The sequence below is a fragment of the Pirellulaceae bacterium genome, assembly GCA_019636385.1.
In the GTDB taxonomy this organism is placed as follows: Bacteria; Planctomycetota; Planctomycetia; order Pirellulales; family Pirellulaceae; genus Aureliella.
This window is the reverse complement of record JAHBXT010000005.1, coordinates 350,899-376,798: the sequence shown is the minus strand read 5'-3', so window position 1 is coordinate 376,798 and position 25,900 is coordinate 350,899. Positions and strand designations below refer to the sequence as shown.

General features: G+C 54.9%; 8 protein-coding genes. 7 read left to right on the top strand and 1 reads right to left on the bottom strand.

Annotated elements, in window-relative coordinates:
• Window positions 1-216: 216 nt before the first annotated feature.
• From KF752_19045 to KF752_19020, 6 genes are all read left to right on the top strand, one after another.
• Window positions 217-1,986 (top strand): arylsulfatase, encoded by a 1,770-nt coding sequence (locus tag KF752_19045; protein MBX3423659.1) that lies wholly within the window; start codon window positions 217-219, stop codon window positions 1,984-1,986.
• Entirely contained in the window at window positions 1,987-5,250 is a 3,264-nt protein-coding gene (locus KF752_19040; protein MBX3423658.1) for a hypothetical protein, read from the top strand.
• Window positions 5,247-6,020 carry a hypothetical protein gene (locus tag KF752_19035; protein ID MBX3423657.1) on the top strand — a complete coding sequence of 258 codons (774 nt, stop codon included), beginning with the start codon at window positions 5,247-5,249 and terminating at the stop codon, window positions 6,018-6,020. Before KF752_19040 ends, KF752_19035 begins: the two co-directional genes overlap by 4 nt.
• A complete protein-coding gene (locus tag KF752_19030) occupies window positions 6,017-7,066 on the top strand; it encodes a terpene cyclase/mutase family protein (GenBank protein ID MBX3423656.1) in 1,050 nt (349 codons plus the stop codon). Before KF752_19035 ends, KF752_19030 begins: the two co-directional genes overlap by 4 nt.
• Window positions 7,067-7,131: 65 nt before the next feature.
• On the top strand, window positions 7,132-8,718 hold the full coding sequence (locus tag KF752_19025) for a hypothetical protein (protein MBX3423655.1): 1,587 nt from the start codon (window positions 7,132-7,134) through the stop codon (window positions 8,716-8,718).
• Between the two features lies 1 nt (window position 8,719).
• Window positions 8,720-10,045: an NPCBM/NEW2 domain-containing protein gene (locus KF752_19020; GenBank protein MBX3423654.1), complete on the top strand. Its 1,326-nt coding sequence runs from the start codon at window positions 8,720-8,722 to the stop codon at window positions 10,043-10,045.
• A gap of 39 nt (window positions 10,046-10,084) precedes the next feature.
• Here the strand turns inward: KF752_19020 and KF752_19015 are convergent, their stop codons facing one another.
• A complete protein-coding gene (locus KF752_19015; GenBank protein MBX3423653.1) occupies window positions 10,085-10,711 on the bottom strand; it encodes a repressor LexA in 627 nt (208 codons plus the stop codon).
• 710 nt (window positions 10,712-11,421) lie between these two features.
• Here KF752_19015 and KF752_19010 point away from each other — a divergent pair.
• Complete coding sequence (locus tag KF752_19010) at window positions 11,422-25,779, top strand: VCBS repeat-containing protein (protein MBX3423652.1); 14,358 nt, start codon at window positions 11,422-11,424, stop codon at window positions 25,777-25,779.
• The last annotated feature ends 121 nt before the right edge of the window (window positions 25,780-25,900 follow it).

Below are 25,900 nucleotides of genomic sequence, written 5' to 3'. Positions count from 1 at the left end.
ACCAGCGGGGCCGGAGCCATCAATCAACAAGTACGCGAAGACTCTTGGAAAGCGACAAAGACTGTTCAATCGTAGTATGTTCGGCTCCGCGCCGGCCCAGCACATGCCTGGACAGTGTTTGTCTCAAACGGTTTCAAATTGAATTACTAACCGGCGATCGAGCAGCGAGTAATAAAGGTCAGCATGAAGTTCCATTGGCTCGTAGTTTTCGCATTCATGCTTTGCAGCTGCCGGTCGTTACTGGGTGCTGGAGCCGATGAATCGAAGCATGCTGATCAACACCCCGTCGTCAACGCACCGCCCAACGTAATTGTGATTTTGACGGACGATCAAGGCTGGGGAGATTTGTCGTTCCATGGCAACACCAATCTATCCACTCCCAGTTTAGATTCACTTGCTCATGCGAGCGTGCGTTTTGATCGCTTTTTCGTGTCGCCGGTGTGCGCACCGACACGAGCCGAGTTTTTGACTGGACGCTATCACTTGCGAACTGGTGTACATGGCGTCTCGCAGGGCAAAGAGCGATTGAATCTGGACGAACGCACCATCGCCCAGGACTTCCGCGCTGCGGGTTATCAAACCGCCTGCTTTGGCAAGTGGCACAACGGTTCACAGTATCCCTATCATCCGCTGGCGCGTGGATTCAATGAGTTCTACGGATTCTGTTCGGGGCATTGGGGCGATTACTTCTCGCCGGCATTGGAACACAACGCAATGCCAGTTCAGGGCAACGGATTCATTGTAGATGACGTGACAGACCGCGCATTGACATTTATCGACCAACATGCCAATCACCCATTCTTCATGTTGTTGGCCATTCCGACACCGCACACACCCATGCAGGTACCCGACGAATATTGGGAACGTCATCAAGATCGGACATACTCCATGCGTGCCGGCGATGAAGGGCCAGAGGACATCATGTTTACCCGCGCGGCACTAGCGATGGTTGAAAATCTGGACTTTAACGTTGGTCGCGTGCTGTCAAAATTGGAGCAGTCGCAGCTGTTGCAGAGCACCATCGTCGTATTCTTTAGCGATAACGGTCCGAACAGCCACCGTTGGAATGGAGGCATGAAAGGACGCAAGGGCAGCACGGACGAAGGCGGAGTTCGTTCGCCGCTGTTCATCCGTTGGCCCTCACAATTTCCGAGCGGCAAACTGATAACACAGATTTGTGGTGCCATCGACTTGTTGCCGACATTGGCGGACTTGGCCGATGTGCCCGTGATGAGTTCCAAGCCGCTTGACGGCGTGAGCCTCAAACCATTGATGTTGGGGCAGGAAGTCAGCCTGAACGACCGCACCATTTTCTCGCACTGGAGCGGACAAGTCAGCCTGAGAACGCAACAGTTCCGACTGGATTCCACCGGCCGATTATTTGACATGGTGGCCGATCCCGAACAGAAACATGACATCAGTCAACATCGCGCCGAATTGACCAGGCTACTGAGTATTCGAGCTGCGGAGTGGCGGCAGGCGCTGGCGGACGAAGCGGCCATGAATCTTCTGCCGTTTCCGATTGGACATCCCGACTTTCATCGCAGTGAACTACCCGCCCGCGACGGTATTGCGAACGGCTCCGTGCAGCGATCGGCCAGGGCACCGAACTGTTCGTATTTCACCAACTGGAAGAAAGAAACCGACCACGTGACATGGCAAGTGGAACTGTTGGCGGGCGGCAACTTTGAAGTCGACCTCTACCACACCTGCCCTGAAGCATCCGTAGGCACCGAAGTGCTGATGACGTGTGCTGGCCAAAACCTTGGTTGCGCGATAATCCAGTCGCATGATCCTCCGGCCGTAGGCGCACAACACGACCGCGTGCCGCGAACGAGTGAATCGTACGTCAAACCGTTCAAACCGCTGAACTTGGGCAAGATCAGTCTGCCTGCCGGCACCGCCGAGGTCAAGCTCACCACGCCTCGCGTTGTTGGCGAGGCTGGTATTGAGGTAGGCGGATTGGTATTTCGACGAGTGCGTTAAGTGACCGAGCACGATCCAACCATGCCTGCATCGGACGACATCCCACCCAGCTCGCAACTGCTGGCCAACTGCGAGAGCGCAGCTAGACGGGCGCGTAGCCAGATTCGATGGCGAGGAGTACTGACGTGGTTAACCGCTGTATCGATGCTGGCCGTTGCGCTGATGCTGATCGATGCTACGCTGCGACGCGAGGAGTTGGGCCTGCGGTGGTTGTCATGGGGCATCCTGCTGACCGCTGCCGGTTGGCTGATGCGTTGGCGGTTGCTGCCGGCCCTGCGCTGTGGCATTCGTCCGCTGGATATCGCGAACTGGCTGGAGCAGCGTTATCCAGATCAAGCGGGACGATTACCGGTGGCATTCGAACTAGCGCAACTGGATGCTGCTGAACATGCGCTTGCACCCAGCGAGTGCATCAAAACCGACCATCGATTCGGAAGTCATTCGCTACGTCAGGCTGCATTGTCAGACTGGACTGCACGGCCGCTCACGCTGGACTGGAATCAAATGATCTCCACCAGCAGTTGGCGACGAGCGGCCTTGGGTTTGACAATCTTGTTGGGCCTAGGGGCTGTGGTCTATTTTGTACGTCCGGTCGACTGCCAGCGGGCGCTGGCGCGACTACTGATACCGTGGGCCGCGCGGCCCTGGCCTCGCTTGGATCAGTTGCAGTTGATTGATTTACCGACTGCGGTTGGGCGTGGGGATGTGTTGGACTTGCAAGTCATCGACCTTCATCCGCCGTTACCCCAGTCGGTGTTCATTGAAGTGCGGCATTTAGACTCAAACACTGCGCCGCCGCTTCGCTTGCCGGCGACATCAGACGGTCAACTCGCTAGTGCCACTTTGCCTCCCGTTCATCATGACATCCAAATTCGCGCCGTAGGCGGCGAAGATCAAGCGATGCCGTGGCATACGGTCCGTGTCGCCCAATTGCCAACCTGGAACGATTACCGCTTTGAAGTTTTTCCGCCCGACTACTTGCGTGGCTCGCCGGCGCTGCGGACCCTAAGTTCCTCCATTTCATCATCCGAACATCATCCAAGCTACAGTGTTATTGCCAATAGTCTCAAAGTAGTGGCCGGCAGCCAGGTGCGGTTTTTCGGAACCGTCAGTCAACCGCTCACAGCAGTTGCCCTGCAGCAGTTGCGACCAGTTCAATCCACCGATTCGACTGCTCCAACCCAACCGCTAGTTGCACACTTGGCCGATGATCAGATATCCGTAACGCTGGGTAACTCGCAGCATCAGGCTCAAGCCATACCCCACAGTTGCAGTTGGACTTTTATGTTTACAACTTTATCAGGTGACGTGCTCAACTCACGCGGACGCTGGACCATTGAAGTTATTCCCGACGCGGCTCCAAGCGTAACACTCGATTCATTTCCGCTCAGCAGCCTGGCATTGGGAGCCAGCCTGGAGTTGATTGGACACGCCAACGACGATTGGGGACTTGCGCAAGTCATAGCGCAACTGTCGTTGGAATCCAAGCCTGAAACAATCGTCGAAATCCCCTTTGCCTTGAGCGATCCGGGCGATAGCGGGCTACAAGCCGAACTGGATTTGGTGAGCCTCTTTGCCAGTGTCGGCCATACCTTACAAATGAACGACTGTGTAACCGTCAGACTGGAAGCCCGCGACCAGCTTGGACAGGTCGGATCCAGCCATGCCGAGCGTGTGACGATCGCATCGCCGGAACGGCAATTGGAATTGATCGCTCAGCGCCAAGCTGCAATCGCGAATCAGCTCGGCGAACTGGTGACCGCACAGCGTTCCGCGCAGCACATTGCTAAGCAGATGATCGACGCGACCCAGGGCGCGGTTCCTCCAGAACCATCGACGACTGCACTTGCCAATATCGCGCAATTGCAATTGAGCATTCAACAGCGCTTTTCCAAATCTTCCACCAGCGTTGCACAGAACGTTGCCCAAGCACTTGAGCTGCTAAAACGCAATCGCCTAGAGCATTCGGAAACATACTCTAATTTGCAGCAGATTCAGCAACAAATGGCTGAGCACGGCGCGGAGACCATTGAACAGGCGCTGGCCGTTGCCGCGAGCATGCAATCCAATTGGTCATCCGCTTCCCATCCACAACAATCCGAGAATTGGCGAATTGCAGCCGACGAATTAGAGACCGCGCAATCGCAGTCGTTGCAGCTACTGCAATCGTTGGCCGATCAGTCGCAGCAACTGCAAGATCTCCAGCAGTTGCGTCAGCAATTGACACAGTTGACCGGACAGCAGCAGTCAATTGCTGACGCAACACGGCAAATTCAGTTGGATGCGCTTCGCCATCGCTTAACTGATGCCGCTCAACCGTTGGCGGCATTGCGCGAGCAACAGTTGCAAGTTGCTAGCCAATTAGAAGATTGGCTGTCGCAAGCCCAGCATTCTCAGATGCTGGGTTCTGAGAGCACCGCGCTTCACGAACAACTGGCTGAGGCCGCTGGCACGCTGGCTGACGACCAAACAGTCAGTGCCATGCGCAGCGCGGGCAGCCGTTTACTGGAGCAACAAATAAGTCAAGCTGTGGAGTTACAACAGCGAATTGCTCAGTCGTTGCAAACAGCAGCTAGCCGAGCTGATGGCCACCAGCCTGCCAGAGGCTCTCAGCAAACGACAGAAAAACGTTGGTCAGATTTTGTGCAGGGTCTTATGGACATCATCCAGCGACAACAAACGCTAGCGGACGCTTACAATGCCCTACCTGTTACCCCGCAGGGAACCCAAAACTTGGATCAGCTGCAGTCTCTGCTGGCACCGCTACTGGAGCAGCAACAGTTGGTTCGTAACGAATTGCAACAGTTGCGAAGTGTAGCTCAGAGCATGCCGACCTTGGATTGGACATTGCAGCAGAGCGATAGCGATCTAGCGCGGGCTCAAGCTGCTGCGAGGCGTTTGCGCATCAGCCCGGAAGCGACGGACGCAGCCGACGAGGCGTTACGAAAGTTAAAGCTGTTGGCCCAGGCGCTGTCGTCGGCTCCGGCGGCTGGCCCTAGTGAATCATCGAGTGACGACTCTTCTGATAGCTCCGAGTCATCGAATGTTCACGCACCAGCCATCGTTAATCTGAAACTCATTCGCGGCCTACAGGTTGAACTCAGGAACCGAACCATCGAACTGGACAAAATAGAAGACGCTGATTTACGTCAACAACATCAAGACGACATCTCCCGACAGCAACGACAATTGGCTGCCCAATTTGAGGAAATCTTGGACAGCTTGACTCCAGACAAGACCTCTGGTATCGGAGCCGCGCAATGAATTGCTGGATCAAATTTTGGGAACGAGCAGACAGTTTCCGCCGGGCGTGGCTACTGGGTTGGCTAGTGCTTTCAATTGATTGCCTGGCACCGCAAATCTCCAGCGGACAGAACCACAACCCCTCAGTTCCCGCTAGGAGCTTAGCTCAAAACGATGAATCAAGATTAGTCGAAGGATTGCTGGAACTGAGCCAGCCGCCGCAACCTACAGCCGAGCCGGGGCTGGCTGATGGCGCGAGCCCAGATGCCCCCGGGCTGGCGATAATGACTATTCGCCGACAGCTACAGGCGTTGATCGGACCCATGAATCGAGGGCCAGTTGGAAATGAGGCCGTTCGCATTCAGACGGAAATCATTGACGGGTTGGACCAGCTAATCGCCGCCCTTGAAGGCATTCAGCCCAACCAATCGGAGTCAACCTCGAAACAACACAGTTCCACGATAGCCTCAACGTCATCGCGACGATCGTCGACAGACGAATCCGCACGACAGAACGATCCAGCCTCGCCCGTGGATGGGGGCCCGTCGCCGCACGCTGCAGATCGCGCGGCAAACGCAGCGGCGACAGGAAATCGCCCGATCAAGGCAGATGATGGCCAAAATCTCATTGCCAGTCAGAGCCAATTGCAACGCGGCGTCTGGGGACACTTACCTGAGCGGGTGCGCTCGCAATTGGAAGCCCGCATGGTCGATCAATTTTTGCCGAGCTATCGTCAGCAGCTCGAAGCCTATTATCGGGCCTTGCTTCAGCCGCAGGAGCCCACACCGTGATCAGCTCGCGGCGCAACTGGATCGGTCGCAACCTGGTGGGCCTGTGCAGTGCACCGTTGGCGGCCAGTTTCGCGTACGGCCAAGAATTTTCTGCGCGGCGGGACCTGGACGATTTGTACGATCAGGCGGTCGACGAAGCGGTGCGTGGTGGACTGGAGTATTTACTGGCGCAACACAATGACGACGGAAGTTTTCAGACAGCCGAACAGGGCAGGTGGGTTGGCGTGTGCGCACTGGCTGGACTGGCAATGCTCAGCCGTGGTGTACGCCCCGGAATTGGCGCAGCGGGTTTAGCTGTGCGACGTATTGGCCAGTACATCTTGCAGCAGGCTCAGGGCAGTGGCTTTATAAGCTCTGGAGCCAACACCAGCCACGGTCCTATGTACGATCATGGCTTCGGTACGCTGTTCTTGGCTGAAATGTTAGGCATGGATAACCAACTGGATATCCGTCCCAAGCTATCGGCCGCCGTGAAGCTGATTCGAGACACTCAGAATAAACAGGGTGGCTGGCGCTACAATCCGGCGCCGGACGATGCTGACCTATCGGTAACGGTCTGCCAGATGATGGCGTTGCGCGCGGCGCGTAATGCGGGATTGGGCGTACCTCAACAAACGATCCAGCGCGCTATCCACTATGTGCGTCAGTGCCAAAATCCAGACGGTGGATTCATGTATCAAACCCGCGGCGGCGAAAGTCGTTTTCCGCTAACTGCAGCAGCCATCGTAGCGTTGTACAGCGCGGGCGTTTATGAAGGCTCCGAAATCGAGTCAGCCTTCGCTTATCTGCTAGCCAATATTTCCCTGAACAATTCGCTGGAGCGCAACAATTTCTTCTTCTACGCCCACTATTATTCCGCTCAGGCCTTCTGGCTTCGCGGCGGTTCTGAGTGGGAGCCCTGGTACAAGCGACTGAAACGAACTATTCTGGGATTGCGCACCAGTCGCGGCGGTTGGTTCGATTACAACAGCTCAGAATATGGTACGGCCATGGCCTGCTTGATTCTAAACATGCCGCGCACCGTCCTGCCCATTTTCCAGCGTTAATCGTCGCGTGTTAACTGGCCAATGGAAATTCGCCAACACAAACTAGCCACCAGGAAGATGCCTGCATGACGTTTCATCCGACGGCCTGGTTGATTCTGATCTCCTGCTGCTTGGTGGCGTGCCCTGTTCAGGCCCAGCAGTTCTTATTGTCCGCTCCGGATCTGCCGTTTTCATCTAAGGCCAGTTGGAACCAAGCCAAACTGGATGTGGTGGATGCTCATGGGCAAGTGACCACGTACATTCGAGTTCATGACCTGGACTCGGCTGATCAACTGTGGTTGGGATATCGCCATCGCGAAACTGGCCGCGTGCTGCGTTGGCCATCCAACCACAGCGGCCATCTGCAAATTGGTCGATTGCAAGCAGGCCAATTGCAATTCACACCCAGTCGCATGCAGATTCAGCCGTTGCAATCTGTGGCCCCAAAAGGTTCCAGCACTTTGCCGCAAGCGCCACGGCCATCCGGCTTGCCTGATGCAGAGACAGCGCTTTCGGAAGATAGTGACACGCGAGCATTTAAGGACAAACAGGCAACGCAGGACGAACCTCAGCCTGACTGGCGTGCCTACGGGGCCAGCGACTATTTGTCTCACGTCCTCAATCTGCCGCTGGCCAGACTTCCTCAAGCTCACGCCGGATATTTGGCGTGCTACGATGATCACAACCGCATGTGGGGTTTGACCCAACGCGGCACGCGCTTGGGCTGCCTGACCACGGCTAATCCTCAAGCGCTCTGGTGGATCGCCCCGGCCGGACCCGGCATGGTGCGCTTTCAGCTTTACAGCGATGGACAGGTCTGGGCCGTGTCGGCATTTAATGACGGCGTATTGCGATTGTCCACACTCGCTCCAGATGCCCGTCAAATATGGCGCATCGCTGCCAGCAATCAAACCAACGACGGCTACTATCTGGGAAACTGTTTTTATGGCGACAGCTATTTGACGCATTTGGGTGGCGGCAATTTAGGTCTCAGCCCGCTGACCAACTTGTCTGGACAACTGTGGGTATTGCTAAAACCCGCTCCGCAGCAGGTGAGTCTCTTACAGCCGTTTTGGCGTAGTAAGAGCCGCCAACTCCGGCCTAACCCACCGCTACCGCCCGCGGAAATTCGGTTGTTCAATTCCCAGCGCAACGCGCTTGTCGTGATGCTGACACCGCAGCGCGACAGATCACCGCTGGAAACGGTCCGGATTCAACCGCAAGATTCAGTCACGGTTACATTGCACCGCGACAGTGGCGCGCAATTGGTTGAAACCTTCGAAGTATTGCGTGCCGATGGATCATGGGTCACTCGTGAGCTGATGACTTCGCTTCCTGCATCCGCAATTTACGACGTAAGCGTCTATGAAGAACACCTGCAGTCGATCGCCATCGACCGTACGGGCACCAGTCCCAACCCCATCGAAGATGTCAACTACACCCCGCGAAGTGTGGGTCTATTTGTATTATCAGTTGGCCATGACCGGCCCGATCACGGGCAGGTCGATGTCTACACCAAGGCCGAGGCGGCAAAGAATCCGGGGGCCCTGCGACCGCTTGACACAAGGCGATTAGAAAAAAGTAGCTTTGATAGGCTGCCGTCGATACTGGAAAACTTGGCCGAATCGGACGCAGCACCTGAACCCGAGCCTGAGGTGCGTAAGGATTTCTAGTGTGCGTACGTCAATAGCCGTTTATTCGTTATTAGCAGGGGCGATTGCCTGTTGCGGTCTGCAATTATTGACCCCGCTCTATGCACAAAACAACTCAGCCCGACGCGATACTTTGCATTTGGCAAATCAGATCATAGCCGATGTAACCCTGGTCGATCACGGCGAAGGCCAGTGGTTGTTTCAAGATGCCCTGGGCAGTCAGATTCGCACATCAGCACTTGTGCGTTGGGGCCGTTGGTCGGGCGCTGTCGATCAGTCCGCTGTGTGGATGACGGACGGTAGCTGGCTAGTAGGCTCCGTGGGTCTGGTTAGCTCTCAATGGCTTCGCGTCGATCAACCATGGCTGGGCGCTATCGAGGTGCCAATGTCCAAGGTGCGCGCTGTGGTTGTTGCTCCGCCAGCTTCGATGGCCGAGTGGTTGCAGTGGCAGCAACGACTGGTCGATCTCCAAGGCGAGCAGGATGCCGTCTGGTTGCGGAATGGCAATCGCTTAACTGGAGTCATTCGCTGGCCGGAAGCAGCCACTGGCGACGCAGCACCGCGATTGTCGATGCACGACTCAGTTCAAACCGTCTCCATTGACTGGGAAGAGGTACAGGCAGTCGCACTCAGTCCGGTGCTCGCCGGGCAACTGAGCGAAAAGGCTTCTGGATTGCAAATCGGCCTGGACGATGGTTCGTTGCTCAAGAACGTACAATTGACACGCAAGGCTGGAAAACTAGAACTGCACTACGCGCTGTTGGCCAAGCAATGGATTATCGATGAGCCCCATTTCTTCAGTCACGGTCTGACCTATGCGGCTAGAGATGCCGTTCCACAGGTAACCTTGCTAAGTCAAGCCAAACCAGTTTCGTATCGTTTTTTGCCGGACTGGGAGCTGCATTATGAATTGGGTGTTCATCGAACGGTTGCCGGTCTGCCAATTGTTATTGGACGACGGCGAGAGTCTGGAATAATTCATGATGGTCTGGCGATGCACAGTTCATCGCAAGTATCCTATCGTTGGGACGGATCGCCGGGCCAATTTTTGGCAGAGGTGCGGCTGGCAGAACCGTTTAGCATTGGCAATCGTCATGGTGATGCGATTTGCCGTGTCTTGATCGCACGCGATGGTAAGCTATCCGAGGCCGGCGCAACCACCTTGACCGGCCGCACAGCCAACAGATTACAGTTGGAGGGCGCTTCGAATAACGACAACACAAACCAGGCTTACTTGGATGTGGATATCTCACTCGCGCAATTGGTCGTCCTGGTTGTAGAGAAGGGGCAATTTAGCCAGTGGGGTGATCAAGTCTATTGGCTGAACCCGCGGATGGTTGCTCGCTGAACTCGGTTGGGCCTGGGACTGTGCTTGCATGCGAGCTGTCTATGAAGGCACGCCCAACAAGCGAATCACCCCGACAACGACACCCACCGTCTGGTAATGACTGATGTCAGTGGTGTACGGCGATTCTGACAATGGCCGCACGGTTCTGTGAGCAACGCTGCTTTCGATCGTGGCCAACAAACACTCGCCAGTGCCTGGCGACTGCATGACCAACCATTGCCCCGCCTGCGGGGTTCGTTCCTGCGCCGCGTCGCTGCGATGCACTACCAGCATGTCGCCCGCAGCGATGCGTTGCTGAGCATAACTGTCGTCTGTGATTTGCAGCAGGAACGGCAATTGACCACCACTCAGCGCAGATAATGGTTCGAATGTTTGAAATGAATCAGATAACATGAGTACCTTTCCAGCCGCGACGCGCCCTTGAATCTGCCAGCTCAACTGGTTTCCTGGAAGCGGCTCGGCCAGCTCGATTGCCCGGCTGCGGTTGGCAGTTCGACGAATCATGCCTTTCTTCTCAAGCGCTTTGAGGTGGCACATTATTCCATTGGGCGAGCGAATTCCTAAATGCTGCCCGATTTCTCGCACCGTAGGCACGTAACCGCGCTGGACCATATTCTGACGAATATAGTCGTATACGGCTTGTTGCTGAGAAGTCAGGCGATTCATGATTGACCCAAAAAATCTCACTCAATCGAGACTTGATATGGAGTAGTGGCTTGGCGAGTACCATTTGAAAACATACTGGAGCCTTCGTCGCCTAGACGGTGGCCTTGCTCGCTATCCACCGTCTGGTGAGGGTAGCTACAGTGCGGCAACTCGCCTTATCAGTATAGCCTAAACATCCGTTCAGTAGACAGTGGATGCTTTGCAGGCGATGTGGTACTACGCTGCGTGACATTGATGAAGGCATCGAGTACACGGCCGACGGTGTGCATGAACCACAAGTGGAATGCGAAATCGTCTAGTCCAGTCCCGCAAGTGTTTCTCTTGATCGCCAACATCCTTCAACGTGCATACATCGTGACTGACCAAGCGATAGTGTCATTCAAATCCTAACTCTCGCAAATGCGCGAAGCCGACAGACAAAAAAACGTCTTAAATCTCAGCGAGCATTGCGACTGTATTTCAGAACGCCCACAGCAGAATCATATAGTCGGTATTCTAGAAATTTCGCATATCGTTTTTGCGCGGCACATTGACACACAGATCCCACGCGCGCCACCCCACAGTACTGTTTGCTTTGCCCTGAAATCCAACTATACTGCGAGGCATCGAATACGGCGAAATTTCTAGCCTGACTGGGCAGATGTATCTCGCTATTCTAGTAGGAACCCAGCCAGAATTCACCCTCAACCAGTGAACGTGGAGCGTGCATCATGTCTGATCGGCTGAACCGCTGGAAGCGGCTCATCAGTGCGCACAGTGAACGCAGATATCGTCGGCGAGTACACCAGTTAGAACAGCTTGAGCGCCGCGATCTGTTGGCGGCTGCGATGTGGCACAATCCGGTGTTTCCTCTGGATGTTACTGGCGACCAACCGGCACGTGTCAGCGCGCAGGATGCTCTGCGAATTGTCAACTGGCTGAATAATCCCAGTCTGCCGCGTGACCTGCCACGCCAAGTGGAGGCCCCCAGCAGTGGTCCGTATGTGGACACCAACTGCGACGGCCGAGTCTCCGCCAATGACGCTCTGCGCGTTGTCAATCACCTCAACTTTGCAGGCTCCGGTGTCGTCGGCGGCTTCTTCACCGATGGCGGCTCCTTCGCCGGCGCTGCGTGCTCGCCGCAATTGCTCGAGGGTTCGGGCTTTGTGACGGAGCTGGACAGAATTCTAAATGTCCCTGCCAATCGTCCAGCTCTGGAGGTGAAGTTTCAGGCACCTGAGTTCGACACACAGGCACGGCAGCAGATTCGCGACGCCTTCGAGATTCAAATTGTTCAGGCCAACGGCAATCCAGTCTCCAATCGGCTCAGCTCCAGCCGCTCAGCAGCATTCAACTGGACCGAAGGTTATCAGCCTGTAGCTGCCAGTGGCGTATGGATGGATATTGCTGCCGCCGGACAAGACTCAAAAGTCATCTTTGATCTATCGGAATTCCCAGTAGGGACCGAGATCCGCGTGCTGGCGCGGCTGGTCAATAACGATAGCGACGACAGCACCAGTGTCATTATTCGCGGCTACGAGTTCGTGGAGCTTCCAACCTCGCTGCCACCGGGCAGTGGTGAAGGATTGTCTGAATCTCGACAAACACCGGTCAGCGCCTTTGATTTTCGGCAACTGAGCGATCTGACAGGGATGTTTGAAGTCGACTACGGTCGCACGAGTCTGAGTACCGACCGCCTGCAGTTGGTCTCCCAGGCCCAGTTGACTAACCGGGGTAACACAGCGGTACTGGGACCGATCATCGCCGTTTTCGAGAACTTCAGCGACCCGAACGTGTTTATGGTACGGCCCGATGGCTTCTTGCCGGATGGCCGTCCGTTTATTGATTTAACAGGCAGGCTGGACGGCCCGGTACTGGCCAGTGGCCAGTCGCTCGCTGGCCCAGAGATTCGCTTTCGCAACGATTCGGGCCAGCGATTCGAGTATCGGCTGAGTGTCTACGGAAGGCTCCATACCGGTCCGGTCGGCTTCAGCTCCCAGCCAGTGACCAGCATTGAAGCAGGACGAAATTACCGATACCACGCCCAAGCCACTTCCACCATCGATTCACCGTTAAGTTACTCATTGATCGCCGGTCCCGATCAGATGACCATCGATCCGCAGTCAGGTCAGGTCCAGTGGCAAACCGAGATAGCGGATACTGGTGCGCATCAAATTGTCATGCGGGCCACCGACCAGTATGGATTGTACGTCGAACAAAGATTCGATTTGCGCGTAGTAGAGCAACTCCCCAATCGGCCGCCGATCTTTACGAGCGAGCCGGAGATCGACACCTTCATTTCGAGTCCCTTCGAAGTACACACCTACGCGACCGGACAAGGCCCCGCGGCGGCAACATTGCTGAGCGGTTCATCGGGCCTCAAGACGATTGTCACCGCCAACCGTATCGAGAATCAATTGGGCTTGCTTCCCAGTAGTCCGATCCTCTTGGGGGCAAATCAACCAATCAGTTTGGGTGAACTCCCTCCTGCCGAGTTAAGAAGCATTTTCGAAGGCCCCACCGCCATTGATCTTGGGCTTGTCCCCAACACTACCGGTCAACACGAACGGGATGTGCAGCAGGTTCTGGCGGAGGACATTAACGGCGATGGTCTTCCAGACGTTCTGGCTCTTGTTAATCTTCGCGGCAATGGCAATTGGAACGATCCCAACGATCGTGGATTCGTCGTTGTTCGTTTTGGAAATGGTGATGGTTCGTTCCGCGACGGCTGGCAAGTGGAATTGCCAGCGGTGGCTGGACGGATTGGACGAGGAGCATCAATTCACTTTGCAGATGTGACTTCCGATGGGCTGAAGGATATTGTCGTTACGACCATCGCCACCAATCGCATTCTCGTGTATGCCAACACCGGTTCAGGTTCGTTTGATACCAACCCCACGACCAGTACCGTTGAGGGGAACTATGTTGCGCTCGCGCAGATGGCCGATATAGATCGAGATGACAACTTGGATCTGGTACTGTTCGAAAATGTACAGGTACAGATTAGTGGCCGCCAAGCGATCAGCATCTATCGTGGCGATGGCACAGGTCGTTTCTCTGAGTCGTTTGTCATCACGGAGGACACGAACAACGGCGGGCAGGGGTATATTGCGGACCTGGATGGTGCGAATGGGCCGGACATTGTACGGCTAAACTACAACAACCTTCGTATCGAATCATACTTGAATGACGGCACGGGCAGTTTTGGGACTCGCATCGACTCGGCAACCAAGTCTTTTCACTCTTCTGGCAATCCGAGTGGCGTTTTTTTCAATGCGACCAGCGGCTACTTTGATGACTTTGACAGTGATGGCAAAGTGGATGCTCTGATATCAGGTCCATTTGGCGCGACTCTGATGCGAGGACAGGGGGATGGCCGATTTGGAGACGGCACTTCCAGTGGCTCTGTAACGCTGTTGCCCTACACGGTTGAATGGTACGGCCTTGGAAATCAGACTGGCCGCGGACTAGAACTGAACGGGGATGCACATCTGGATTTCGTGTTCGGGAACACAAATAACGAGAATTCGCTGTTGATTGGACTGGGACGTGGCGATGGGACCTTTGCACTAACGCAGTACAGCACCGCGTTCGATTCCGATATTGGTACCGGTACCTTCAGAAATTCCCAATCGACAATTTTCGCCGCAGCTGCTGATTTTAACCGAGACGGCGTGATGGATATCCTGTTGGGAAATGCACTTGTGGGAGAGCAAGCAGGTAGTGTGGGTTTGTTGCTTGGTGATCGCCCTGGCACTCTCCGGGCCCCACAAAGCCTTCGCAATTTTGACTTCGATCAGAGTTTCTCCCCCACCACGTTCGGAATGCGAGAATCGGTCACAGGGGATTTTAATAACGACGGGGTCTTGGACATCGTCACCTACGGAGGGATCGGATTTGGCGGTGGATTCTATTTCGCGTCTGGCCTTGGGGATGGTACTTTCGAGGCGTACTCCACTGTTTTCGGGGGTGTGAATAGCGCCCACTCGCTAACCGTCCTGGATATCGACTTGGACGGTAATCTGGATCTCGCGTGGATCGATGGAACCCAGTTTCGACAAGCGTTTGGACTTGGTAACGGCGCTTTTCAGGCATTGCCCAGCGTGGTCGCACCTGGGGGACAATCAGGGGTCAGCAATAGAGTCCTTCAAGTGGACGACTTCAACGGCGATGGGTATCCGGACCTAGTTTATCGTTTGCAGACCGGCAACATAGATACGAACCACACCACTCGTTTGGCAGTGTTGCTCTATGACCCGGTGAATCGTCGCTACAACATCCTGCCCGACAGCAATGATACCATCACCAATTGGCCTCGTGCCCATGGCTTTTACTTCGACGAATCGGTAGGCATAGGAGATCTCAACGGGAACGGCAAGCAAGAAATTTTCTTCTTCAGTCGGTCCATACCCAGTAGCGGTATTCCAGCCCGCTGGGTCATCTTGGAACAAACTGGTGGACCAGCCACCGATGCTTCGACGCTCTTTCGAAAGACGGTCATTGAGAACCCAGCTTTCATTCCGCACGATCGCTCGATTTACTCCTACGTCATTGATGACTTCGATGGTGACGGCATCAACGACATCGCTTACAGCGGCAACCATGTACAAACCACGGTAATGTTCGGAAACGGGGACTTCACGTTCCGCGACACGACCAACTACTACACCCATACCTTTCAACTCGATCGTGGCGATTTCAATGGGGATGGGGTCACGGACCTGGTGGCCATGTGGGGTTGGGGGTTCCTCTCTCAAAGCTCCAGACCTTACCAAAGTATTTTGTTCGGCCGTGGCGATGGAACTTTTTCGGAGCTGCATGGTTTCACAGCGGTCGCAAATCTCAATGGTTCCGTTATCGGGGACTTCAATGGAGATGGCCGCGACGACCTCGCTGGAACTGCTGAAGGGACGCAAGGCGTAGCGTTCATCAGCCAGCCTCGGGGCGTGTCGGATGTCGTCTCCGGTGATTTGAATGGCGATGGCAAAGCCGACCTGGTGTCGATCATCAGTGGCCTGAATCGAGTCAAGCTGCACTATCAAGTTACCGACGAAGTCTTTGCACGCCAGCCAGACCTCTTGACCGATCTCTACCCGGTCGCGGTGGATCTGTTGGATGTCGACCAGAACGGATTGCTGGACATTCTCACCGCCAACCAGCAAGGGAAATCGGTGTCGATCTTCCGACAATCCGCTAGTGGGAATTTTAATCGCGAGGATATTGAGCTCCCTGTTCGACCATCCGATCTGCGAATCGCGGATCTCAACGGCGATGGTATCCAGGACTTGATTGTCTTGAGCAAGAGTGAAGAGACGATCATGGTCTTGATCGGCTCAGCTGGTACATTTTCTCCATCTCTTGTTCTGCCGCTGGGATTCGCGCCGGGCGACTTGACCTTAGGAGATGTAACTGAAGATGGCGCGCTCGATATCGCATTGACTGATCCCAACGGCGAGCGAGTGATCATCCTACCGGGGCACGGAAACGGGACATTCGGTACAGCCATCAGCGTGTTAGGAATCACCAGCCCAGGTGCGCTCGCAATTGCAGACATGAACCGCGATGGCCGCAACGATCTTGTCGTCGCTCAGCCCGATGCAGGTCGCGTTGGATTCCTCTACCAACGCGGAGCTGGAAAATTCACCGCGCCTCAGTGGATTGAAGTCGGAGTGCACCCGATTCGGCTTGTGGCTGATGATGTGAACGGTGACGGGGCACCCGATGTGTTGGTGGTCAATCAAGGTGACGATACCGTCAGTCTCATCCTTAATCGCTTTGATCCCAGCCGACTGTGGACTTATCAGCCAGCGGCCATCGACCCCGATGATGACCCAGTTTCTTTCGAACTGATAGATGCACCCGGGGGCATGCTGCATGATCTAGTGACGAACACAATCTATTGGGCTCCGATGCCTGAGCAGCTCGGAGGTAATAGTGTCGTTGTGGAAGCCTCGGATGGTCGAGGCGGCGTGACGCAACAAGGCTTCCGAATCATCGTAACAGCACCTGTATCTCAAAGTGTCCCGCGCTTCACCAGTACTCCCATCACCGAGGTCGCAGCCGATTCGGTCTATCGCTATCAGCCCAATGTCGTCTTGCAGAATCAATCCGCGCTACGCTACTCGCTGGCTGAAGCTCCCCAGGGGATGACGATCCATCCCACGACAGGGGAAATCGACTGGGATCCGAGAACGTCGTCGCTGAAACTCCACACCGGCTCACAAAACTACGGATATATCGAGGCACCCGATGCGCCGAGTTTGCGACCCGCCAGCGTCTCGGTTGAGGGCTGGTACTACTTTGAAGATCCCAACGGAGCGGTATGGGAAAATTTGCTCGCCAAGAGAGCTTCTACCACGAACCCCAATGTGTTGTCTTTCGGACTGGAGTACTACTATGGGACGCTTCGCGCCAGGGTGGGCTCGCCTGACAACGCGAATAGCTTAGCTATCGTCACCGCTCCGACACCTGTCCAGTTTCAAAAGTGGACCCATGTGGCCATGACGTTTGACGACACGTCGAAAGCGCTGACGCTGTGGATCAACGGAGTGAATGTCGGCACGGCAGTGAGCCCTGAAGGTATCAGCTACAATGCATCACCGCTTCAATCCGGAAAGAACATTGCAACCTTGGCGCGCCAACGAATCTGGAATCGCGCATTGACCGCAGCGGAAATCACCCAGGGAATGCTGGCGGATGTTCCGAGCGACGCAACAGGTTTGGTATTGCAGTGGAACTTTAACGAGTCACGAGATGTTACGACCATTCTCGATTCCTCACCAGCGCGTAATCACGGTACGCTTACGGGCACGCCCGACTGGCGCAACTATCCGACTCGTCAGAAGGCGCTCGCATCGGAAGCTACTCATGAGGTCATCGTCCGAGTCGAGGATGGGCGAGGGGGAGTCGCAGAACAGTCGTTCCATGTCGATATCGTCCCACCCTTCTTAAAACAGGTCAGCGGCATCGTATTCTTGGATGTGAATGGAGATGGGGTTCAAGACTTGCCGTCGGATTTCAATCGCATTGCGAATCCTGACTTTAGCTCGGGGCCGGCTGGCTGGGAAACCAACTTTTATCAGCGTACGCCTCAGTCAGGTTCGGGTTGGCTCGGCGATGCTCAAGTCACTGTCGGATTGTCGTCACGTGTTATCCCAACCACGTCAGACTATTTCGGACACACCAATGGCTCTAACCAAGACTTGATGCTGATCGTCAACGGTGACCATCAAGATCGAGTCGCCTGGCGACAATTGGTGACGCTAATACCTGGTCAGGATTACGACTTCAGTTTCTGGGCACTGCGTCCCAACAACCACGAAGCTGCCAGAATGGAAGTCCACTGGAATGGTCAACCGTTAGGCTCCGCCTTTACGCTGGAAGACATTTCTGCTGGTGCTTGGAAACAGTTCCGTCACAGTCTCCATGCAGCCACCGAGCAAGGTATCCTGGAGATTATCTCTGTTGGAAGCACATTGCCGCCGAATCCGAACAATAGCTCAGCAGAGAATTCGTTCGCAATCGATGATCTGATGCTGGTGCCATCGACTGCACAACGACTCATCGTTCCGGGCTACGCGAATCCCTATTTAGCTGGCATGGCCAACGGATCGACGGCATACGGTAGCACCGCCCCTCAAGGCTCCCCACCGTCGCTAGCAATTCAGCCCGGCCAAGTCCTCCGTATTCGAGCGACTGGCCACACGCTATCGGATGGTTTTGTGGGAACGCGCTCGCCTGACGGAATCGTCTACAATGCCACTGGCACTGTCTCGAATGCACTCCATGGCATTTCGCAGTACGCAGGTCCCAATCACGGTTCGCTGTTGGGTGTCTTCTTGAATGACGAGTCGCCGTCAGGTCAGACTACTCCTGCGTCGCTCGATTTTCGATCTACTGGCAATGTCACCGGTGGAATCAACTACACGTCGATTGCACCCGAGCTTAGGCAGCTTTTCTTTATTGGGGATGGCTTCACCAGCGATGGTATCGAACAGACGATTGTGGTACCCCAGGGAGCAACGCGGCTGTTCCTTGCCAACTCCAGTACGAACTCATGGAGCGGCAATACCGGTTCCTTCGAGGTCCAAGTTTTCACGAATTCCGGCGAGCCCATCCAGGCGGGCAGGACTGTGTTCTTAGACACGAATCGAAATAGTTTCTACGATACAGGGGAGCCGACGGCCATTACCGATGCACAAGGTCGCTATCGGCTGACAACAACTGGTAAGATGGCTCATGTTGGGCTCGTCGGAGTAGCAGGACAGTTGCAGAGCGCTCCACAGACCGGAGTCCAACCATTGAACCTGAACTCCGTGACCCCGGCGGTCAATTTCGGCTCGCGCGCCGCACCAGCAGATCCGACGCCCGTCTTCCTTTCACAACCAACCCAGCAGGCAACAGCACCGGGCAGCTACATCTATCAAGCATTCGCTCAATCGCCGCTGGCTGTCCCCGTATACTACGAACTGATCGCGGCTCCGGAAGGGATGACGATTGATCGAGTCAGCGGGTTGGTTCAATGGCTTCCATTGGCCTCGCAGTCCGGTGTGCATGATATTCTTATTAAGGTCTCCGACCCTGAACGGCGTTTTGCGATTCAACGTTTCCCTCTGAACGTCGTCATCAATACCGCTCCGAACATTACTTCAAATGTTCCTCTGGACTCACAAGTGGGCCTGGCGTGGCGTTACCAAGTTCGAGCTCAGGATGCTGAACAAGAAGAATTCACCTATCGGCTGATCTCGTTCCCAGCAGGCATGACGATCACGACCGATAGCGGCATCATCGACTTCGTGCTGAGTGTGGTGGGGTCATTTACCTTTGAAGTGGAAGTGGATGATGGCTTCGGAGGTGTTTCCAGGCAGCAGGGCTCTGTTACCGTAACCCCTGTCGCAAGCAACCAGCTACCGCAATGGATAGCGGGATTGAAACCAACCGCGATTGTTCAGCGACCCTACGCCTCGCAGCTCGTAGCAGTGGACAACGACCATGAACCGCTGACCTTCTCGCTCGTGAGCGGGCCTGTGGGATTGACTGTCTCCGCCAGTGGCCAGGTCCAGTGGCAACCAGCGGAGTTGGGCAGCGTGAATGTCACGCTCTCAGTCGAGGATTCCCGAGGAGGACGCGCAGAACGGACTGAGTCAATCGCAGTTGTCTCGCGGGCACCGATGCCGACGTTGAGCATCGACTCGCTGCCGGAAACGGCTGCCAGAGTGGGCATTCTCTATGAGTACGATGTCATCGCTCCCGAAGCGGTGCTATTCGAGTTAGTGGATGCCCCGGTTGGAATGTCCATCGATCCGCAATACGGATTTATCCGCTGGATGCCTACCAGGGATTCTTTGGGCGTTCAGGAAGTTGTCGTGCGGGGGTTCGACCTGTTCGGACATGTCGTTACTCAGAGCTTTAGAATTGCAGTTCGCAGCTCGTCGCTGGTACCTACGATCTCCAGTGCTCCACCTACGGAAGCGGTTGTGGGAAGTACCTATTTGTATTCCGTTCGAACCAGCAACCCATCAGCTAGTCCCTTGCAGCATGAATTGGTTTTGGCACCTGTCGGAATGCTGATTGATACGCAATCGGGCGAGATCGCGTGGACCCCGACGGCTGAGCAGGTTGGGCTCGCCGCAGTATCGATTCGCGTTAGTGATGGCTTGGGCAATTTCTCCACTCAGACTTTCTCAATTGCAGTGGCGGCTGGGGTTAGCAATCGCGCACCGAGCGTCAACAGCACGGCACCGGCGGATGCTGTCGTGGGGCAACCTTATGTTTATATGCTACAGGGAACAGATCCCGAGGGAGACGACCTCACGTATGGACTTCGGATTGCTCCCGCTGGCATGGTGATTGATGCGGTTTCAGGCGTGATCACTTGGACCCCGCAATCTGCGGAAATTGGAACGGTTGGGATTGTGTTAACCGCCTCCGATCCTCAGGGAGCAGTGGCAGTACAATCTTTCCAAGTCGATGTCCGAGCCGCCAATCGAGCGCCGGAGATTCGTTCCAATCCCACGTTGAGTATCAGCCAGGGAGAGCTGTATCGATACGATGTACTAGCCATCGATCCGGATCGTGAGCCACTGACTTATGAGCTAGTTCAGGGGCCCGAGGGAATGACGATCGACGCGCTCGGGCGAATTCGCTGGCAGACGCAATTGAATACGCCACTGGGTGGGCGTGAAGTCGTAGTGCGCGTGCGTGACGGACTGGGGGCCTCGGCAACGCAGAGTTATACCTTTGGGGTTGTTCCGGATACGCTAGCGCCTCGCTTGACAATCATCGTCACCGGCGAGCCTGTACTCTTCCCGTGGACTGTGCATCCGGCCATTGTACGAGTCATTGCGACGGACAACGTGGGTGTTACGAATCTGGAATTGAGAGTCGACGGCCAGTCGGTTGAATTGGCACCAGACGGAACGGCTCGCGTCTATTTCTCGGCTCCAGGCAACGGTCGATTAATCGCAACGGCCACCGATGCTGCGGGCAATGTTGGGACGGCCACGGGACGAGTGCTCATGCGGAGCGGCGAAGAGGATGGCAGCGGCAATCCCGCACCTGAGGCCGCCATTACCAGTATTGGTCAGGGAGCGGCAGTCAGCGGCTTTGTCGACGTGATTGGCACAGCCATCTCTCCCGACTTCGAACGTTATACACTCAGTTATCGACGCATCGATCAAACCCAATACTCACTGATTCATGAGGGAACCACGCAGGTTTCAGCGGCTGCGTTGGGTAAGTGGGATACGACCCTTCTTGAGAATGACAACTATGTACTCAAGCTGGAAGTCATGGACACCTTTGGCAGTTTCGCGGCGGTGGAGGTTGAGGTGTCGGTAACGGGGAATTTGAAGCTCGGTAATTTCCGCTTGAGTTTCGAAGATCTCACCATTCCCGTGGCTGGCATACCGATTACCATCGCCCGCAGCTACGACACCTTGCGAGCCGATCGCGACGGTGATTTTGGATATGGTTGGCGGCTCGAGTACCGCAACACTGACTTGCGCGTCAGCCTGCCCAAGAGCGGCTTGGAGGACCTTGGTATCTTCACTCCCTTCCGTTCTGGCACCAAGATTTTCATGACCCTGCCAGGTGGCGAGCGCGTGAGTTGGACATTCACCCCTGAGTTTAAGGTTCTGCCAGGCTGGGCTAAGGGCAATGATCTGGTGATGGCCTCCCCGCGCTACACTCCTGATCGCGGCAACACCGCCACACTCAGTGCCGGTAGCGGTTGGCTGACCGTCAATCAGTTCGGCGAACTTTACGCGACTGGTGGAATGCCTTGGAACCCCGCCAGCCCCGACTTCGGCGGCGGCTTTACGGTGACAACCGCTGACGGAACACGCTACTTCATCGACGGCTCAACTGGCTTGATGGAAACCGCCGCAGATCGCAGTGGGAATCGTCTGACCTTCAGCGACAATGGCATCACCAGTTCGCAGGGAGACGTCGGTATTACTATCGCCCGCGACCGCCATGGCCGCATCACTTCGATAACAGATCCGGCAGGCAATGCGATTCGTTATGGCTACTCTGCCAGCGGTGATCTGATCCGCGTTACTGACCGAGAAGATCATTCTACCACGATGACTTACCGCACCGACCGACCTCACTATTTAGACACGATCGTTGATCCGCTGGGAAGAACCGGCATACGAACCAATTTCTCTGACCAAGGACGACTAACCAGTCTAACCATGGCGGATGGGACAGTTCGACAAATGGACTATGATCCAGATAACCACTTTGTATTGGTAACGGATCCACTGGGGCGGATTTCCGTGATCGGATATGACGCCTTTGGAAATCAGGTCAGCCATACAGATGCGTTGGGCGGCGAGTCGCGGCTTGTATTTAACGATCTGAATCTACCGGTTGAATATCGCGATCCCTTGGGCCGAATAACTCGCTATGGCTATGATTCAGCGGGAAATATCACTTCGATCATAGATCCGTCCGGCGGGATAACCTATCAAACATTTGGGAGTTTTGGCACGTTAGAAACCGCAACGGATGTCTTTGGTGCAACGACGCGATCTGAATTGGATAGCCGAGGAAATCCTTTACGTATCCGCGACGGTGTTGGAAATCTGACGACCATAACTTACTCAATCTCAGGTGATCCGAGCGCGACTGTCATCTCCGGAGTCGGGGCGATTCAAACAACGATCGTCAATCAGCGATTACTAAGTATTACCGATGCTGCAGGCACTGTGGCGCGTCATGAATACGACGGCGCTGGCTACATGACTGCCTCCATTGTCATGCTTCACACCGACGATGGCGTTGTGGAAGTTCGCCGAGAATTCAGCCACGATGCCAACGGACGCTTACTTGAGGTTGTGGATGCAGTCGGAGGCCGAACGCTCTACAGCTATGATGCGGCTGGCAATCGGACTTCGACAACCGATCCACTGGGACGGATCACCACCTTTACTTATGACTCGATGAACCGCTTGATCCGCACTACCTACCCTGATGGCTTGACGGAGACCAAGCAGTATGATCTGGTCGGCAACTTAATTCAGCTTACGGACCGTGGTGGGCGTTCGACTCATTACCAGTACGACGCTGTTAATCGCCCGACCGTTATCATCTTGCCGGACCCGACACCGGATGATCTTGCTGATAATCCCAGGCGTGCTTTTGAATACGACCTTGCCGGTCAATTGATTGCGGTGATAGACGAGGAAGGCTATCGAACGACATATTCTTACGGCACAGCGTCTCGCCCCGCCGAGATTATTGACCCGCTAGGACAGACTACGAAAATAACGTATGACCTTGCAGAACGCAAAGTTAGTCATATTGACCCAAGTGGTCATATCACTCGGTGGACGTACGATCTGTCAGGAAATCCCATCGAAACAATCTATGCCAATGGAGAATTGGAGCGACTACAGTTTAACGCTCGCAACGATGTGATTGCGCGAACCAACGCGATCGGAGAAACGACACGCTACGAGTACGATCCGCTTGGAAGAATTACTGCCGTCGTCGATCCTCTGGGCAATCGTACTACGCACCATTATGACTCCCTTGGTCGTCTGGTGCGAACGGTCGATGCTCTGGGACGACAAACCCGATTCACATACGACTTGGAAGATCGAATACTCAGTAAAACTCTTCCAGACGGATCGACTCGAACCTACGAGTATGATCTGGCCGGGCAACTGATCCGTGAAGTGGACTTTGCCGGTCAGGCCTCAACGTACCTCTACGACGTGCTGGGGCGAGTGGTCGAATCTCGACGATCAGATGAAGTGCTTGAATATTCCTATACATCTACCGGTCGTATTGTACAGGTTCGAGACAATCGGGGCGTCACGAAGTATGACTACGATGAACTGGATCGAGTGCTGAAAAGAACTGATCCCGACGGACTGTTTGTTGATTACACCTATGATCAACGCGGAAACATCGTATCCATCCGTACGGCCTCCTCGCTCACACAATACGTCTACGATGCACTTTCCAGACCGGTAGTGGTCACCGACAGTGCTGGACTAGAAACGGAATTTGCCTACGACGCCTCGAGTAATTTGGTTCAAACGCGGTATTGGAACGGATTGGTCGAGCAGCGGCAGCACGACGCGCGCGGGCGCGTCCTGCAGATTGACCTTGAATCACCAACCGAGCTATTGTCACGCTATACCTATCAAATCGATGCTGCTGGGCGTCGCACGTCGTTGACTGAATTGGATGGTAGCCAATCCAGCTATCAATACGATGCGTCGGGCCGATTAATCAGGGAAACGCACACAGCTTCGGCTGGCGGACAGCGGACCATCCAGTACGAGTATGATGCGGTCGGCAACCGCCTGGCTACATTTGACACCGCCTCAGGAACTACTCTGTACAGCTACGATTCTCGCGACCAATTGATAACGCTAACGGACGCAACGGGGCAGACCAACCGAATCTTCGACGCGAATGGTAATCTTATTTCGATCGTGCCGGACAACGGCGATCGCCAAGATTTCGTGTGGGATTCGGCCGGTCGCCTGATACGGGTGACACAAGGCGCGCAGGGCATTCTGGAGGCTGAATATGTTTACGACCATCGTGGGCAACGCATTCAAACTTTGGATGCGCGCGGCCAACGAAGACTATTGATCGACGACAATCGACCTTTGGCAGTGGTTCTTGAAGAATTGCATGAGGAGCCAACTAGCACGGTCCGTCATACTTATGCCTCGTCGGCTGGAGCGAGAATCTCCCTGTTGATTGGTGCGCAGCCGATGATCGTACACGGCGATCACCTGGGAAGCACGCGGCTACTGTCCAATTCCAATGGCCAGATCACAGATCGAATTTCGTATACCGGGTTTGGCGACGTGCTTGTGCGCAATGGTGTGACGCCGCTTGAATGGCTATATACCGGTGAGAGTCGCGACAACAGCAGCGGTATGTACTTTTTGCGTGCCAGACATTACGACCCCGCGACCGGTCGGTTCATTTCTCAGGATCCTTTTGCAGGGTTCCAAAATGACCCACTTTCGCTTCATCGTTATGTATATGCACACCTGAATCCGATCAGCAACCGCGATCCTTCCGGTGAGAACACTCTCATTGAAGCACTACAGGGGATTCAGTTGCAATCCGTATTGCAATACGGATTGATTAACGGTGCCGTCTCCGGTTTATTGGCCGCCATCTCCGGCGGTAGTATTATGCGTGGGTTCTTCTCCGGCTTTTTCCTGGGTGCAGCCGGTGGAGCGGCGGGACAGTTCTTTATCAACTCACAGCGTCTTCTTCATGCTCAGAAATTACCTGCTAGCTACTCGGCACTTGCCGAGAAGGTTGTCGAATTAGGTGGCAAACTGAAAATCAACAAGAAAGTTGCCGAGGATTTGATGTATGCCGCACCAGGTTTCCTGCGGGGATTGGAAGAGTTGCCCCATCTGGAATCCAAGATTCGTTTAGCTTCGATCGTTCTAACACTGGCAAGTGATTTTGGTGTCTGGGGTTTAAGTCTGTATTGGCAGTTTCAAAACGGATTCGAGCTGGACACGTCGCTGCCCAGTGCGGACCCGATTTTTGGTATCAACCCAGCGGATGTAAAAGACTATTTCCCGAATCAGAAGTAAGGTCCCTAGCCTCAGCTTCATACCCATCCAGCGGGTGGGCGGGTACAGAGTTGACTCAATCGGAATTTGGCCGGCTGCTGACCGCCTCTGTCGACTACTCCGCTCAATTTGGAATACACGA

Excerpts from the sequence above, each read along its gene's own strand:
- KF752_19045 (MBX3423659.1), top strand. The coding sequence starts at position 217 with ATGCTTTGCAGCTGCCGGTCGTTACTGGGTGCTGGAGCCGATGAATCG.
- KF752_19025 (MBX3423655.1), top strand. The coding sequence starts at position 7,132 with ATGACGTTTCATCCGACGGCCTGGTTGATTCTGATCTCCTGCTGCTTG.
- KF752_19010 (MBX3423652.1), top strand. The coding sequence starts at position 11,422 with ATGTCTGATCGGCTGAACCGCTGGAAGCGGCTCATCAGTGCGCACAGT.
- KF752_19015 (MBX3423653.1), bottom strand. The coding sequence starts at position 10,711 with ATGAATCGCCTGACTTCTCAGCAACAAGCCGTATACGACTATATTCGT.
- KF752_19035 (MBX3423657.1), top strand. The coding sequence starts at position 5,247 with ATGAATTGCTGGATCAAATTTTGGGAACGAGCAGACAGTTTCCGCCGG.